This window comes from Streptomyces sp. NBC_00190 (assembly GCF_036203305.1).
Lineage (GTDB): Bacteria > Actinomycetota > Actinomycetes > Streptomycetales > Streptomycetaceae > Streptomyces.
In genome coordinates, this window is record NZ_CP108131.1 from 8096714 (window position 1) to 8111976 (window position 15263).

The 15263-nt window shown below is 70.7% G+C and carries 16 protein-coding genes; 11 read left to right on the forward strand and 5 right to left on the reverse strand.

The annotated features are described in order from the left end of the window. The first annotated feature begins 52 nt into the window (after positions 1-52). Entirely contained in the window at positions 53-838 is a 786-nt protein-coding gene (locus OG429_RS37525; protein ID WP_328929726.1) for a maleylpyruvate isomerase family mycothiol-dependent enzyme, read from the forward strand. A gap of 55 nt (positions 839-893) precedes the next feature. Here the strand turns inward: OG429_RS37525 and OG429_RS37530 are convergent, their stop codons facing one another. Next, the gene (locus OG429_RS37530) at positions 894-2096 is read right to left on the reverse strand and encodes a histidine phosphatase family protein (RefSeq protein ID WP_328929727.1); all 1203 of its coding nucleotides are present in this window, start codon (positions 2094-2096) and stop codon (positions 894-896) included. A gap of 336 nt (positions 2097-2432) precedes the next feature. Between OG429_RS37530 and OG429_RS37535 the strand changes: the two genes are divergently transcribed. The 3 genes from OG429_RS37535 to OG429_RS37545 are packed head-to-tail and all read left to right on the forward strand — an operon-like array spanning position 2433 to position 7346. Continuing rightward, the gene (locus OG429_RS37535; protein ID WP_328929728.1) at positions 2433-3197 is read left to right on the forward strand and encodes an SDR family NAD(P)-dependent oxidoreductase; all 765 of its coding nucleotides are present in this window, start codon (positions 2433-2435) and stop codon (positions 3195-3197) included. Between the two features lie 25 nt (positions 3198-3222). Continuing rightward, entirely contained in the window at positions 3223-6114 is a 2892-nt protein-coding gene (locus tag OG429_RS37540) for a BTAD domain-containing putative transcriptional regulator (RefSeq protein ID WP_328929729.1), read from the forward strand. A gap of 35 nt (positions 6115-6149) precedes the next feature. Beyond that, positions 6150-7346, forward strand: coding sequence for an FAD-dependent monooxygenase (locus OG429_RS37545; protein WP_328929730.1), 1197 nt, complete (start codon positions 6150-6152; stop codon positions 7344-7346). 19 nt (positions 7347-7365) lie between these two features. Here the strand turns inward: OG429_RS37545 and OG429_RS37550 are convergent, their stop codons facing one another. After that, complete coding sequence (locus tag OG429_RS37550) at positions 7366-7683, reverse strand: ArsR/SmtB family transcription factor (protein ID WP_328929731.1); 318 nt, start codon at positions 7681-7683, stop codon at positions 7366-7368. Between the two features lie 100 nt (positions 7684-7783). On the opposite strand from OG429_RS37550, the gene OG429_RS37555 reads away from it, so the two are divergent. Next, positions 7784-8113 carry a putative quinol monooxygenase gene (locus OG429_RS37555; RefSeq protein WP_328929732.1) on the forward strand — a complete coding sequence of 110 codons (330 nt, stop codon included), beginning with the start codon at positions 7784-7786 and terminating at the stop codon, positions 8111-8113. Between the two features lie 29 nt (positions 8114-8142). Here the strand turns inward: OG429_RS37555 and puuE are convergent, their stop codons facing one another. From puuE to OG429_RS37570, 3 genes are all read right to left on the reverse strand, one after another. Then, positions 8143-9051 carry an allantoinase PuuE gene (gene puuE / locus OG429_RS37560; RefSeq protein ID WP_328929733.1) on the reverse strand — a complete coding sequence of 303 codons (909 nt, stop codon included), beginning with the start codon at positions 9049-9051 and terminating at the stop codon, positions 8143-8145. 134 nt (positions 9052-9185) lie between these two features. Beyond that, the gene (locus tag OG429_RS37565; RefSeq protein ID WP_328929734.1) at positions 9186-9722 is read right to left on the reverse strand and encodes an NUDIX hydrolase family protein; all 537 of its coding nucleotides are present in this window, start codon (positions 9720-9722) and stop codon (positions 9186-9188) included. Between the two features lie 237 nt (positions 9723-9959). Beyond that, positions 9960-10136, reverse strand: a complete 177-nt coding sequence (locus OG429_RS37570; RefSeq protein ID WP_328929735.1) for a hypothetical protein — start codon at positions 10134-10136, stop codon at positions 9960-9962. On the opposite strand from OG429_RS37570, the gene OG429_RS37575 reads away from it, so the two are divergent. The 6 genes from OG429_RS37575 to OG429_RS37600 all read left to right on the forward strand — a co-directional run bounded on the left by OG429_RS37575 (position 10099) and on the right by OG429_RS37600 (position 14939). Continuing rightward, a complete protein-coding gene (locus OG429_RS37575) occupies positions 10099-12180 on the forward strand; it encodes a helix-turn-helix transcriptional regulator (RefSeq protein ID WP_328929736.1) in 2082 nt (693 codons plus the stop codon). The two genes, OG429_RS37570 and OG429_RS37575, sit on opposite strands and share 38 nt — an antisense overlap. Positions 12181-12582: 402 nt before the next feature. After that, the gene (locus OG429_RS37580; protein ID WP_328923745.1) at positions 12583-12987 is read left to right on the forward strand and encodes a transglycosylase SLT domain-containing protein; all 405 of its coding nucleotides are present in this window, start codon (positions 12583-12585) and stop codon (positions 12985-12987) included. Between the two features lie 272 nt (positions 12988-13259). Next, a complete protein-coding gene (locus OG429_RS37585; protein WP_328929738.1) occupies positions 13260-13649 on the forward strand; it encodes a hypothetical protein in 390 nt (129 codons plus the stop codon). 223 nt (positions 13650-13872) lie between these two features. After that, positions 13873-14178 carry an ArsR/SmtB family transcription factor gene (locus OG429_RS37590; RefSeq protein WP_328929739.1) on the forward strand — a complete coding sequence of 102 codons (306 nt, stop codon included), beginning with the start codon at positions 13873-13875 and terminating at the stop codon, positions 14176-14178. Next, positions 14175-14567, forward strand: coding sequence for a VOC family protein (locus tag OG429_RS37595; protein ID WP_328929740.1), 393 nt, complete (start codon positions 14175-14177; stop codon positions 14565-14567). Before OG429_RS37590 ends, OG429_RS37595 begins: the two co-directional genes overlap by 4 nt. A gap of 57 nt (positions 14568-14624) precedes the next feature. Continuing rightward, positions 14625-14939, forward strand: coding sequence for a hypothetical protein (locus OG429_RS37600; RefSeq protein WP_328929741.1), 315 nt, complete (start codon positions 14625-14627; stop codon positions 14937-14939). Positions 14940-15263: the final 324 nt, after the last annotated feature.

The following is a 15263-nucleotide window of genomic DNA, read 5'->3' on the forward strand; positions in this document are numbered from 1 at the left end:
TACTTAAGTATTCTCGCCGCCTGGGGCAGACCATCAGAGGAAGGGCACCGACATGAACCCCGCCCAGCACGGAGCTGCCGTCGCAGCCGAGACCGCCGCATTCGTCGCCACGGTCACGGCAGCCGACCTCACCACCCCGGTGCCGACCTGCCCCGGCTGGACTCTCGGGGACCTCACGAAGCACGTCGGCAGCGTGCACCGGTGGTTCACCGAGCTGCTTCGCCGGGGCATCCAGCAACCGCCGACCAGCCGTGAGGTCGACCTGCGCCTGCCGGAGCACCCCGGAGGGCTCCCGGACTGGCTTTCCGCGAGCGCAGCGCAGGCCGCCGAGGTGTTCGCCGCCACCGACCTGGACGCGCCCATGTGGGCCTGGGGAGTCGACCAGCACGCCCGGTTCTGGGTCCGGCGCATGCTCTTCGAGACCCTCGTCCACCGGGTCGACGCCCAACTCGCACTCGGGGTCTCACCGCACGTCGACCGCGTACTGGCGGTCGACGGCATCGACGAGTTCCTCACCAACCTGCCGTTCGCATCCTCCTTCGCGCCGCTGACCGCCCAACTGCGCGCCCCTGACCGGACCATTCGCTTCACTTGCACCGACGGCGACAGTGCCGGCGACGGCGTGGTTGACGGCGACTGGAAGGTCGGCTTGCGCCCCGACGGCTTCGGCCTGCTCGCTGACGGCGCCGAAGCCCGCGCGGCGGACGCCACGGTCCGGGGAACGGCCGCCGACCTCCTGCTGCTCCTCTACGGCCGCCTGGACCACCGGAGCGACGCCTTCCACCTGCTCGGCGACCAGGACCTGCTCGACCACTGGTTCGCGCACTCGGCCTTCTAGGCTCGGACCACCGCGACGCGGGACCAGTCCGCACCGGCCACCACCACACCGTCAGTCAGCCAGGCCCGCGCAGGTGCGCCGTGTCGTTGAGGACAGCGAGGATCCAGCGGGTATCGCCGAAATCGTCGCGACGCAGTTCGAAGCGGGTGAGACCGGCGTGGGTGGCGCCGAAGCCCATGACCGGGCTCCGGCTGACAGGGATCCCGAGGAGGAGACGGCAGACCGCGTGGAGGGTTTCGCCGTGCGCGGCCAGGAGGACGTGCCCGCCGTCGTGGCGTTCGAGGAGACCGGCCAGGTGGCGGGTGACTCGGGTCAGATAGCTGTTCCAGGGTTCGGCGTCCGGGGCGCACGGCCGGTTCGGGTGGGCGTACGGGGCTCCCCGGAACGAGGCTTCGACCTCACGCCAGAGCATCCCGTCCGCCTGGCCGTGCCGGGGGCCGTCGAGGCCGGGATCGGTGAGGAGGGGCAGGCCGAGGCCGTCCGCCAGGAGGCGGCCGCTCTCCTGGAGGCGTCGGCGGGGCCCCGCGTACACGGCGCCGACAGGGTTCCCGGCGTCCTGCTCGGCGGCGAGCCGGGCGGCCAGTCGTTCGATCTGGAAGCGCCCGGCATCGGTGAGTCCGGTGCAGGTCTTCGGGCCGCCGACGCGCCCGGCGGTGTTGCACCGGGCCTCGCCGTGCCGGGCGATGACCAGCCGGGTGGTGACGGTCACGGTGCGGCTCAGAGCACTGCGGCCAGTCTGTCGGCCGTACGCAGGGCGAGCGCGGCCGCCGTTGAACTTCAGCGTCGGCTGCAGCGGTTCGACTTCCGTGGCACCGGCGGTGTCCTCCAGATGCTGCCAGATGCGGCGGGCAAGGGCATGGCCGTACGCCAGGGCCCGCTTGGAGTGGTCGTCGATCTTGTGCGCGATCTTGGGCCGCGGTACGTCGAGACCGTCGCGCTGGTCGGAGAGCGTGACCCGGTTGGCGGGGTCGGGGAGCTGCACGTCGGTGAAGCCGAGCCACCGCGTCAACTCGTCCCGGGCGGCGTGGGCGTGGAGCAACGGCTGGTGGACCTCGGGGCCGGTGCGCGAGGAGTGGGTCTCCAGCGCGTCGATGGCGTCCAGCCGCAGCTTGGCCTGACCGGAGCCGTTGTGTTGAACGTTGTGGGGGCCGGGGACGAGCTGCCACTCCTCCTTCTTGTCCGGCTGGAAGTGGACGGTGTCCCCGTCCGAGCGGCCTCCGATGAGAGGGTACGAACCCTTGATCAGCAGCGTGGGCATGACGAGCGGCTCCCTCGTGACGGGCACAGGCGCGGACACCGGATACATGCTCACTCAACGTGGCGGAATGGGTGCGCTTTGCGCACAGAGGGTGAAACCGCGCGAGACCTTCGCTCGTTGAGCCTCTTTCGGGCCGAGGACTCCCCGGGCGGCCCCCGGCGCTTGACGCGTCGCCGACTCGTGGTTTCAGCTGCCGCCCTCGCGGCGAACCCCGGCCGTCGTACGGGAGGCCGCGTGCGCGGTGAGGGCGTGGTGAGCGTGCGGTGAGCGGTCGGCGTGATGGTGGGGTCTGTCACCGGGTCGGTCGAGACCCGGTCAGGGGACGAGGAGCAGGCGATGGGCATGCTGAGCGGTAAGACGGCGCTGGTCACGGGTGGTTCGCGGGGGATCGGGCGGGCGACCGCTTTGCGACTGGCAGCCGAGGGGGCCCTGGTCGCCGTCCACTACGGCGGTGACGACGGGGCTGCGCGGGAGACCCTCGCGCTGATCGAGAAGGCGGGCGGGCAGGGGTTCGCCGTACGTGCACGGTTCGGGGAAGACGGAGCCGTGGACCGGCTGTTCGAGCAGCTGACAGAGGGGCTGGCCGGCCGGGGTCTGGACATCCTGGTCAACAACGCGGGAATCAGCTCGGGCAGCTCGATCTCACAGGTCACTCCGGAAGAGTTCACCAGGCTGCTCACGGTCAACGTCGTCACGCCGTTCTTCGTGATCCAGCGTGCACTGCCCCTGCTCAACGACGGCGGACGCGTCATCAACATGGGGTCGACGGCCAGCCGGTTCGCGGTGGCCACGCAGATCGGCTACACCGTCAGCAAGGCGGCGCTGGAGGCGATGGCCCCGTCGCTGGCCAACGAGCTCGGCAGGCGCGGTATCACGGTGAACACCGTCGCGCCCGGCGCGATCCGGACCGACATGACCGCCGGCTACACCTCGATCCCCGAAGTGGTCGCGGGGCTGGAGGCGATGACCGCACTCGGGCGGATCGGTGAGCCGGAGGACGTCGCCGACGTCATCGGCTTCCTGGCGGAGCCGGCGGGTCGGTGGGTGACCGGCCAGACCGTCGACGTCTCCGGTGGGACCTACCTCGGCCCCCTCGCGTGATCATTTCCGGTGGATAATCACCGGCATGCAGTTCTTCATCCTGGGCGAGACCCGGGCACGGCACGACGACGGGGCCGAGATCGCGCTGGGCGGTCCGGCCCGCCGAGCGCTGCTGGCCCTGTTGCTGTTGCGTCCCGGCGACGTGGTGTCGGCCGACCGGCTGGCGGACGAGATCGCCCCGGACACGGCGACGTCGGCGTCACACGCACTGCAGTCCCAGGTGTCCCGGCTGCGCGCGGTGCTGGGTCCGGCAACGATCGAGCGGGCCGGGACGGGGTACCGGGTCGTGGTGGATCCGGAAGACGTGGACGCCTGCCGGTTCGAGCGGCTGGCGCAGGAAGGCAGGTCCGCGCTGGCCGACGGCGACGTCGAACGGTCGGTGGCACTCCTGCGGGAGGCACTGGCACTGTGGCGAGGGCCGGCGTTGGCCGATCTCGCGGACAGCCGGACGGCTCAGGCTGCCGCCGCCCGGCTGGAGGAGTGCCGGCTCGGAGCGCTGGAGGACCGGATCGAGGGCGAGCTGCGGCTGCGAAGGCACCGGGCGGCCGTGCCCGAGTTGCGCGAGCTGGTGGACAGCCATCCCCTGCGGGAACGGCCGGCGGGGCTGTTGATGCGCGCGCTGTTCGCCGAGGGCGGGCAGGCCGAAGCGCTGGTGGTGTTCGAGGAGACGAGGCGGCGCCTGGCCGATGAGCTGGGCGCTGATCCCTCGGCCGAGCTGGTCTCGCTCCACCGGGAGTTGCTGAGCGCCGATCCGTCGCCCTCCCACGCGGTGCCTCCCGCTCAGCTGACCTCATTCGTCGGCCGCGCCGCGGAGATGGGCGAGGTCGCCGATCTGCTGCGCGTGGCCCGACTGGTCACCCTGGTCGGCCCCGGAGGCGTCGGTAAGACCCGGCTGTCGGTCGAGGTCGCCGGAAGGGTCGGCGGCGACGTGTGTTTCGTGGAGCTCGCCCCTCTGAGCGACGGTGACGGCCTGCCGCACTTGTTGCTGGGAGCACTGGGGCTGCGCGAGAACGGGCTCCAGCTCGGGAGCAGCGCCCAGACGCCCACCGAGCGCCTCGTCGCGGCATTGTCCGACCGGGTGATCCTCCTCGTCCTGGACAACTGCGAGCACGTCGTCGAACAGGTCGCGGCCCTGTCGGCGCGGCTGCTGGCGGCCTGCCCGCGGCTGCGCGTCCTGGCCACCAGCCGGGAGCCGCTGGCCGTCATGGGGGAGAACCTCTGGCAGGTCCGACCGCTCGGCGACGAGGCGGCCGCACGGTTGCTCACCGACCGGGCGGGCGCGGTCCGGCGCGGTTCGGCCGACGACCCCGAGACGGTGCGGCGGATCTGCTCGGCGCTGGACAACCTGCCGCTGGCCATCGAGCTGGCTTCGGCGCGGTTGCGCACGCTGGACATCGAAGACCTGGCGGGACGGCTGGACGACCGGCTCGGCGTGGCCGCCGCCCGCGGCAGCCGTACGGCCGATGAGCGGCACCGCACCCTGCGCGCGGTGGTCGCCTGGAGCTGGGGGCTGCTCTCCGAATCCGAGCAGCGGGCCGCGCGACGGTTCAGCGTCTTCGCGGCAGGCGCGACGACCGATTCGGCCATATCGGTATGCGGGGCCGACGGGGAGACCCTGGAGTCACTGATCGACAAGTCGCTCCTCGAGATGTCGGGTGGCCGCCTCCGGATGCTGGAGACGATCCGCGCCTACGCCGCCGAACGGCTGGAAGCGGCTGACGAAGGCGAGACGGTACGGCGCGCGCACGCCCAGCATTTCCTCGAACTGGTGCGTACCGCCGATCCGTACCTGCGGCGGGCCGAGCAGCTGCGATGGCTGGAAATCCTGGCCGCCGAGCACGGCAACCTCCTGGCAGCCGTGCGATGGGCGGTCGAGGCCGCGCAGGTGGAGACCTCCCTGAAGCTGCTCGCGTCGGCCGCGACCTATCTGTGGATCCGCGGCGTGTCCCACTCGGCCTCGCCACACGCGACGGCGCTGCTCGATGCCCTCGGCGACGCGCCTCCGGCCGGCCTCGGCGAGGAGTACGTGGCGTGCCTCCTGCTGGCGGCGGCCGGTGCCGCCGGGCCCGCCGTCTGGCGGCGACACCGTACCCGGGCCGAGCAGGAGCTGGCTGACGCGTGGTCGGACGCCCGGCAGGGCCGCTACCCGGCCGTCCTGCTGCTGTGGATGATGCGGAACGCGACCGAGGCGGACCCCCGGCGCGCGTTCGCGCTCGTGTCCCGCCGGCGTGACTGCTCCGAGCCGTGGGTTCGGGCGGCCGCCCAGTACGTGTCGGGGTTCGGCCCCCTCGCCGAAGGGGATACGACAGGCGCCGAACAGGCCTTCGCCGAGGCCGTCGAGGAGTTCCGCTCGGCCGGTGACCGCTGGGGCAGCGCGTTGGCGCTGGACGCACTCGCCACGCTGGCGGGGGCACGCGGCGACCGCACCAGGGCGATCACACTGACCGATGAGGCCCATGCACTCACCGAGCAGCTCGGAGCCCTGGAAGACAGCGCCGACCAGCTGATCAACCGGGGCGATCACGTCTTCGCCGACGACCCCGGGACCGCCGCCGCCGATTACGCCCGGGCCGCCGCCCTCGCCCGCCGCGCCGGAAGCCCCACCTGCCTCGCGTCGGCCCTGCGCGGGCTCGGCGACATAGCCCTGCTGAAACAGGACCTGAACGAGGCTGAACGCCTGTACACCGAGGCCCTGGAACGGATCGATCCGCACTGGATCAAGAGCGCCGGCAACCGCGTACGCACCCTTGCCGGGCTCGGCCGCGTCGCCGAGGCACGCGGCCGCCACGCCGCGGCCGTGGTCCGATACCGGGAAGCCGCCGAGTACGCGGCGTCCGTGATGGGCAACGCCACCGCGGGCGCGCTGCGCATGATGGGGCTGCCCGAGACCGTCATCGACGTGGTGAGCCGGCCGTGAGTGCGTGGTGAGCGCTTCCCACGATGCTCTCACCCATGAAGAACAACACGGTCCTGATCTCCGGCGCTTCCGTCGCCGGCCCCGCGCTCGCCTTCTGGCTCCACCGTCACGGCTTCACCGCGACGATCGCGGAACGCGCTCCCGCCCTGCGCGAAGGCGGCTACGCCGTCGACTTCAGGGGCGACGCACACCTGTCGGTGCTCCGCCGCATGGGCATCCTGGACGATCTCGAACGCGTCCGCACCGGAATGGGCTCCATGTCGTACGTGAACAGTGCGGGCAAGCCGCAGGCCAAGCTCCCCGCCGACCTGTTCGCGGGAGACATCGAGATCCTCCGGGGCGACCTGGCCCGGGTCCTCTACGACGCGACGAAGGAACACACCGAGTACGTCTTCGGAGACTCCATCACCTCCCTCACCGAGGACGCCGACGGCGTGAGCGTCACCTTCGAACGCGGTGCGCCGCGCAGGTTCGACCTGGTGATCGGCGCGGACGGGCTGCACTCCCGCACCCGGAGCCTGGCGTTCGGGCCGGAGGAACAGTACGTGAAGCACCTCGGCGTCTACTGCGCGATCTTCACCACGGCCAACCATCTCGGGCTCGACCACACCGGGCACGCGTACCGCACGGCGGGCAAGCTCGTCGCGATGTACAGCGCTCGTCACAACACCCAGGCCAAGGCGGTCTTCTACTTCGGCTCGCCGCAGCTGGACCTCAACCGCCGCGACGTGACGCGGCAGCAGGACGTGCTCACCGAGCACTTCGGCGGGAGCGGCTGGCAGAGCGACCGCCTGCTCCACGACATGCGCTACGCCCCCGACTTCTACTTCGATTCGGTCGGCCAGGTCCACATGGACACCTGGTCGCACGGCCGCGTCACCCTGGTCGGCGACGCCGCCTACTGCCCTTCGTCCCTCTCGGGCATGGGCTCGGGACTCGCTCTGGTGGGTGCGTACGTCCTCGCCGGAGAACTCGCCGCCGCGCGCGGCGACCACCGGGTCGCCTTCGCCCGATACGAGCAGGAGATGCGTGAGTACGCGGAAGGCTGCCAGAAGATGGGCGACGGCATCGCCACGCTCATGGTCCCCGGGAACCGCTTCCTCGCTGCGCTCCTCAACCGCTACTACAAGGTCATGCCCTACCTGCCGGGAAGGAACATGGCCGCCAACATCGCCCGCAAGGCCGCCGAGAACATCACTCTGCGCGACTACCAGAACCTCACCCGGCGTTGAGCGGGTGCCAGGCTGTTCGTCACGTTTCCGGCTCGGCTGCCACGATGCCCAGCAGTCCAGGAAATCGCTGCTCGATGTCAGCCCGGCGCAGGCTGGCCATCCGGCTGTTGCCCCGGTCGACCTGCCGGATCAGCCCGGCCTCGCGGAGTGCACGGAAGTGGTGCGTGACGGTCGCCTTGGAGACCGGCAGCCCGAAGGAGCTGCACGTCCGCGCTGTGCCGTCGGGTTCGGCGGCCAGCTCACGCACCACTCGGCGGCGCAGCGGATCTGCCAGCGCGGAGAGTACCGGGCCGAGCTCGATCTCCTCGACCTCCGGGTGGCCTTCGCCGTCGGGCATACGGGACACCTTCCTGTAGGTATGGATTGCATCGTACCTACGAGTTCGGTAGCGTCCGGCAGGTACGAGATTGATTGTACCTATCGGGGAGAGAACCTGTATGACCCAGCCATTCGCACTCGTCGGCACCGCTCGACCCAAGCCCGAACGAGCCGAGGAGCTGAAGCAGCTTCTGCTCTCCTTCGTCGAGCCGACCCGGCGGGAGTCCGGCTGCCTGGAGTACCACTTCCATGAGGATCGCAACGACCCCGGTGTCTTCGTCTTCTACGAGGCCTGGCGCTCCCAGGCCGATCTCGACGCCCACCTTGCCCTGCCCCACATGCGAGCCTTCTGGGAGCAGCGCATGGACTACCTGGAAACCGACCTCGACGTCCGCTTTCTCACCATGCACAGCCCCTATCGGCCGGACGGACCGGAACGCGGCCTCTGACAGCCCGGTGACGTGAGTACGGCCAGGGCTCAGCGCAGCGGCGGGTGCGTGGCGAGCCAGTGACGCGCGATCTGTTCGCGCGTGGCGACCCACGCCCCGCCGCGCTGCGCCACGTGCCTCAAGAAACCGTCGAGCGCGCGGATGCGGCCGGGCCGTCCGATGATCCGGCAGTGCATGCCGAGGCTCATCATGCGGGGCCGGTCGGCGCCCTCGGCGTGGAGCGCGTCGAACGTGTCCACGAGGTAGGCGAGCATGTCGTCGGCGGTCGTGAAGCCGTGGACGATCAGGAACTTGAAGTCGTTCGCGTCGAGGCTGTACGGCAGCACCAGGTGCGGCCGGCCGACTGCTTGGACGTAGAACGGCAGGTCGTCCGAGTAGTCGTCGGAGTCGTAGAGGAAGCCGCCTTCCTCGGCGACGAGGCGCCGCGTGTTGGGACTCGTCCGACCGGTGTACCAGCCGACGGGCCGACGTCCGACGAGCCGCTGGATCGTCGTGATCGAGCGCGTGATGTCGGCACGCTCGGCCTCCTCGGGTACGTGGCGGTAGTCGATCCAGCGCCAGCCGTGGCTCGCCACCTCCCAGTCGGCGGCGGCCATCGCTCGCGCCGCGTCCGGGTTGCGCTCGAGCGCCTGCCCCACGGCGTAGACGGTGAGCGGCGCTCCGTGCGCCGCGAGCGTGCGATGGATGCGCCAGAACCCGGCGCGCGAGCCGTAGGCGAACATCGATTCGACGTTCAGGTCGCGGCCCCCCACCACGGGAGGCGCGCCGACGAGTTCGTGCAGGAAGCCCTCGGAGGCCGGGTCGCCCTGGAGGACGTTCTGCTCGCCGCCTTCCTCGTAGTTGAGGACGAGGCTGACGGCGACGCGGGCGCCGCCGGGCCAGGCGGCATGCGGCGGCTGGGCGCCGTAGCCGACGAGGTCGCGCTGATGCTCGGACACGGCGGCACCCTACCGTCGCCCCACGTCACAACGGCGGGGCCACGCGCCAAGTGCCCGCGACCCGCCGACGCCGCCCAGGTGGTCGCCGACCCGCTGTCCGGGGACTCCGGAAGAGCCCCCGGACCGTCGATTCCTCAGTACGTATGTCCCACGTGCCCGAGTGCCTGCTTCAGCAGCACCCCGTGCCCGCCGGGCATTTCGCTCTGCACGGCTTGGGAGGCCGCCTCCTGCGGGCTGAACCAGACCAGGTCGAGCGCGTCCTGCCGGGGCTGGCAGTCGCCGGCCACGGGCACGATGTAGGCGAGGGACACGGCGTGCTGGCGCGGATCGTGGTACGAGCTGACACCCACTGTGGGGAAGTACTCGGCGACGGTGAACGGCTGGAGGGAGGGGGGAACGCGGGGCAGGGCGACCGGACCGAGATCCTTCTCCAGGTGCCGCAGCAACGCGTCACGGATCCGCTCGTGATGCAGGACGCGGCCGGACACCAGGGTCCGGCTGACCGTTCCGTCCGGACCGATGCGCAGCAGCAGTCCGATGCTGATGACTTGGCCGCTGTCATCCACGCGTACGGGCACGGCCTCCACGTACAGGATCGGCATCCGGGCCCGGGCCGTCTCCAACTCATCCGTGGATAGCCAGCCGGGCGTGGTCTCGGTCGTGTCAGACATTGCTGGATCATACTTTCCGGACATGGTGCTACGCAGGATCTGCGAGGACTCGGTTTCGGGACATGGCCGCGAGAGGCAGCTGACCGTACCTCACATCCCGCCCTCGACAGCCGGACTGCGCATGACGGGCACTGCGGAAGTACGGTCAGCGCCCCGTGGGCCTGCCGGATGCCGGTACCTGCCGCCCGCCCGGACGGACGGGCGGCAGGGCCCCGCCCGCCCGCTGCCTGCCGGGGCTCAGCCCCACAGGCCCGGGGTGATTCGGACCGTGGTGCTGGCCTGCCGGTTGGACTGCTGGCCCAGGGCGACGTACGTGTAGGTGCCCGAGTGGGTGTTGGAGACCAGGTTGGTGCTGAACTCGCCGTCCTCGTCGGCGGTGAAGACGTTACCTCCGACGTTTCCGGAACCCCGCACGGTCGTCAGCGGCCTGCTGGCCGGGCTCACCGCCGAGCAGCGCGACGTCATACGGGCCGCGGCCGTGCTCGGCGAGCGACTGGACGCCGCGCAGCTCGCCGCCGTCCTGCCGGAACCCGGCGAGACAGCGGTCGCGCAGGCACTGGAAGCGGCATGGCACGCCGGCGTCCTCACCGCGGCGAGGGCCACCGACGCCGGACGCACCTACCGCTTCACCCATGATCTGGTACGCGATGAGGTGCTGGGCCGGACCACCCCCGCGACGGCCCGTGCCCTGCACCGGGCCGCCGCGCGGGCGCTGGAGCAGGCTGGGAACCCCGCCGAGGCGGCCCGTATCGCGGCACACTGGCGACGGGCCGGCACGGAGCCCGGGCACCGAGCCGCCGCCGCGCACTGGTCCCGGATCGCCGCGGACCTGGCCCGCGAACGGCACGCCTACGCGGATGCCGCCCGCCGCCTGGCGGACGCCGCCGCCGTACTCGATGCGGCGGACCCGCAGCGCGCCCCGGCGCTCATCGACCTGGCCCGCGCCGAGTACCTTGCCGGGCGCTACGACGCCAGCCTGCGCCACTGCGACGAGGCGTCCGACGCGGCGAGGGCGAACGGCCGGCCGGCCCTGCTCGCCGAGGTCGCCCTGGTACTGCAGGGGGTCACGTTCCCCCAGGCCGCACAAGCCATCACCCGGCTGTGCAGGGCGGCCCTGGCAGTCAAGGACCTGCCGGACGCGATGCGCGCGCGGCTCCTCGCCCAGCTCGCCACCGCCTCCGCCGAACTCGACGCACCCGAGGATGCGGCCGAGCAGGCCCGCGCCGCCCTCGAACTGGCCGAGGCCGCTGGTGACCTGCGGTCCGAACTCGACGCCGCCCGGGCGGTGCAGATGACCCTGGCGCATCCCGACGACACCGCCGAACGCCTGCGCCTGGGCGAACTGACCGTGTCCCACGCCGAGCGACTCGGCGACCCGCTCGCCAGCGTTCTGGGCCACCAGTGGCGCGTCCAGGCCGGATACCTGCTGGGCCGGCTGGACCTGGTGGATGACGCGATCCGCGGCATCGAGGCCGTCGTGGCCCGTTCCCCGCTGCCACTGACCCGCTGGCACCTGCTGCGCGTCAGCGCGGCCCGGGCCGTACAGGAAGGACGGTTCGCCGAGGCCCGCCGCTGGAACGAGGAGGCCACCGAGCTCGCCCGGGCCGGCGGAGACCAGTCCGCGACCGCCCTGAGCTACGTACTGCAGCAACAGCTGGCCGTGGTGCGCGGCGACGCGGCAGAAATGTCCGAGGACATGTGGCGTGACCTCGACCGGGCGCCGAGGCACCCGCTGTTCCTGTCCGTGCGGGCACGGGCGTTGTTCCTCGCCGGGCGGCGGGACGAGGCGCTGGAGGCCTATGACCGGCTGCGCCCGCTGTTTCCCTTCCCGATGACGAGCCCGCCGTGGCCTGCGGTGCTGCTGAACCTGGTCGACCTGATCGGCCTGACCGGCGATGCGGAGGCCGCGCGGCTGGCGTACGGCCAGCTCGCGGTGTTCCAGCCGTACCCGGGAGCGCTCGGCACACCCACGGCGTACTTCTCCGGTACGGTCAGCCGCGACCTCGGCCGTCTCGCCCTGGCAGCCGGCCGGCTGCCACAGGCCGAGGAACGGCTCCGCGAGGCGCTGATCCGTAACCGGGCCCTCGGCGCGCGACCGTACGTGGCGCTGACCTGCCTGGACCTCGCCGCAGTCGAACGCGACAAGGGAGCCCTCGTGGACGCGGCCGCACTCGCCGGGGAGGCCCTGTCGACCGCCGACCAGCTCGACCTGCCCGGAACCTCCGCCGCCGCGGTGCGCCTCATCGGTGAAATCGCCGCCCAGCGAGACAGCACCGACCCGCTCACGCCGCGCGAACGCCAGATCGCCGAGCTCGCGGCCCGGGCCCGTACGAACCGGCAGATCGCCGCCGATTTGTTCATTTCCGAACGAACGGTGGAAAGCCACGTCCGCAACATCCTCGCCAAGCTCGGCTACGCGAACCGAACCGAACTGGCTGCGCGATGGGCCAACCACTGAACCTCAGGGGTTTGGGCCGGGTTCGGCCACTCCGCAGAAGGGGGTATGTGTGGTCACGCGGCGTGAGATTCGGGGTCCCCGGTGGTGACCCGCCCCATAGGGCCCACGTCACATACGAACCGGGCTAGTAGCCTTCACACGGCGCGATTCCGCTTCCTCGTACCGTCTCTCACCTGCACGGATCCCTTCCGGTGCGCTTAGGCGGCGCCGGTCCCGGACTCCGGGGGTGCCTAGTAGGTGGGGTCGTTGCCAGGGGGCGGGGGCGTCTGTAGAACTGGATGAGTCGCCGGGCGGCACGGGTGCTTACCCCCGCCGCTGGTGAATCCCTCTCCTTTGCGTGAGTGGCTCACGCATGTCTTCGGCATGCCGCGACTGTCCTTGTTGTCTTCGGAAGGTCTGTCTGTGTCCAAGTCCGTCATCCGCCGTATCGCCGCTTCGAAGAAGACCCTCGCGGGTGCCGTCGTCGCCGTGGGTGTCGCCGGTTCCATGCTCGCCACGGTTCCCGCTCAGGCGGCCCCGACGAGCGCCAAGGCGATCGCCCAGCAGATGATCAAGGACCCGGCGCAGTTCGCGGCGTTCAACAACATCGTTTCCCGTGAGAGCGGCTGGAACCACACCGCCACGAACGCCTCCTCGGGCGCGTACGGCCTGGTGCAGGCCCTGCCGGCCTCGAAGATGGCCTCCGCGGGCGCCGACTGGAAGACCAACCCGGCCACCCAGATCAAGTGGGGCCTGGACTACATGAACTCCCGTTACGGCAGCCCCGTCGGTGCCTGGAACTTCTGGCAGACCCACCACTGGTACTAAGCCACCAGCGGGAAGCAGACGCAACGAAAACGCCCGGCCGGGACCATCCCGGCCGGGCGTCTTCGCGTACGCGGCCACCGAACTGCCGATGAGACCCGCAAGGCCGTCTCGCGGAGGCGCAGGATGAGGCTCCCTGCCGCCGCGCGTCAAGTCCCGAGAAGCAGGGTCATGACGCGCCCCGGCACCGGAGGGCTTACTGGAATCGCCCCCTCACCGCCTCTGAACTGGAGAAAGCCCTCATGGCCCGCACGTCCCGGAAGCAGCGTTTTGCGATGATCGCCGTTTCGGCCGCGTTTCTCGGAGGAGGCGCGCTGCTGCCCACCAGTGCAATCGCCGCTCCGGCCGCGCCGCAGAGCGTTGAGGCGGCCACGCTGGAAGCCGGTCACTTCGGCCATGCGAAGAGCGGTCACGAGGACGCCGCCAGGAAGCACAGGAACAACGAGGACAAGGAGCACGGCAAGATCAAGGACGTGGAGAACATGCCGGGCTGCAAGTCCTACCAGGGCAAGGTCTACTGCGAGCACAAGTCCGACAAGCCGGCCCCCGCCCCGGCCCCGGACGCGGCGGACTCCGCAGCTTCGGACCGGGAGAACCCGGACCGGGTTCCCACTCCGGAGACCGGCCGGGCTCCCGCGGAGAATTCCTCGGCCGCCTCGGACTGAGACTGAGGCTCGGTGATGCGGCTCCCCGTACCGTGCCGGGAGCCCGTGAAGCCTTTGAACAGCTGATCAGCCCCTGTCCGGCCCGGTCGGGTCACGCAGGGGCTTCTGTCTGCACGGCCGGGACGCCGGCTGGGCAGCCGGATACGGCCGGCTGCTTCAGTGCCACCCGGTTCGCGCCCACCTCGACTTGATAGGCAAGTGAGCGTTTGCCTATCCTGTGGTCGTGGCCGCCGACGACGTTTTCAAGGCCTTGGCCGACTCCACCCGCCGGATCATCCTCGACGAGCTCGCGGACAAGTCCGGACAGACACTGTTCGAGCTGTGCGCGCGACTGAGCATGAAGCATCAGCTCGGCATCTCGCGACAGGCGGTGTCTCATCACCTCGCCGTACTGGAGGCCGCCGGGCTCGTCGAGACCAGGCGGGAGGGCCGCTGCAAGTTCCACGACCTGAACACAGCCCCGCTGCGGCAGATCGCCGAGCGATGGCTCGTGCCCGACACATCCGGATCGCAGGAGAGCACCCCATGAAGATCCACCTGACCAGCGTCTTCGTCGACGACCAGGCCAAGGCCCTGCGCTTCTACACCGAGATCCTCGGTTTCGTGAAGAAGCACGACGTCCCGCTGGGTGAGAAAGACCGGTGGCTGACCGTCGTCTCGCCCGATGAGCCCGGCGGCACCGAACTCCTCCTGGAGCCCGCCGGCCACCCAGCCGCCAAAACGTACCGGGACACGCTCGTATCGGACGGTATCCCGCTCGCCCAGTTCGCCGTCGACGACGTGGAGGCGGAGTACGACCGCCTGCGCGACCTCGGCGTCCGCTTCACCCAGGAGCCCCTGGCGATGGGACCAGTGACCACCGCCGTCTTCGACGACACCTGCGGCAACTTGATCCAGATCGCGACAAAGCCGCAGTAGGCGCCGGGGCGCTTGCGGGCGTCGGTGCCTCCGCGGCCTTTCCCTTAGCGTCCTGCCATGACAACCGAGAACTGCCGCCGTGATCTCACCGCCGTCTGCAAGTCCGCGGACAGCGGCTATCTCCTTCAAGTGGTCCGCGAAGGCAGCTGCGAGCCCCTTGCCGAGAAGGACCTCTCCCACTGGCCCGACTGGCCGATATTTCCCTTCGACGCCGCCCACGCGGCGGGGTGCGAACTCGTCTTGCTCGGCTACATGATCTGGCCTGACAGCGTCACTCCCGACTCGTTGATCGGCTGGCGTCCGGTACCGGGCCAGCAGGCATGGTCGGCGACGGTCGGCACCTTCGCCCAACTGCAGGACGCCGGAATCTGACGCCGGACGGCTTCGAGGCCCTGCGGCGGCGGACGAGACGTCGCACCGCCCTGACCTTGCATCTGACCGGTCGGGCCGGCCTGCCGTCGGCGGTGTCGCAGGACCTGGACACGGAGCAGGGGGCGCCAATCCGCAACGCCTCCAAGGCCGTTGACGCCTACCGGCAGCCGTCCGGCCGCCGGGACCACGCGCTGATTTCTTAGCATCAGAGGCCAACTATTCACCCGGTCGCTCTCAGGACGACTACAAAGGACCGCACCGAACCGAATCCGGCGGCGAGGATGATGTCATCCGTCGACGCTCGGGACGATGTCGAAGGCGGTG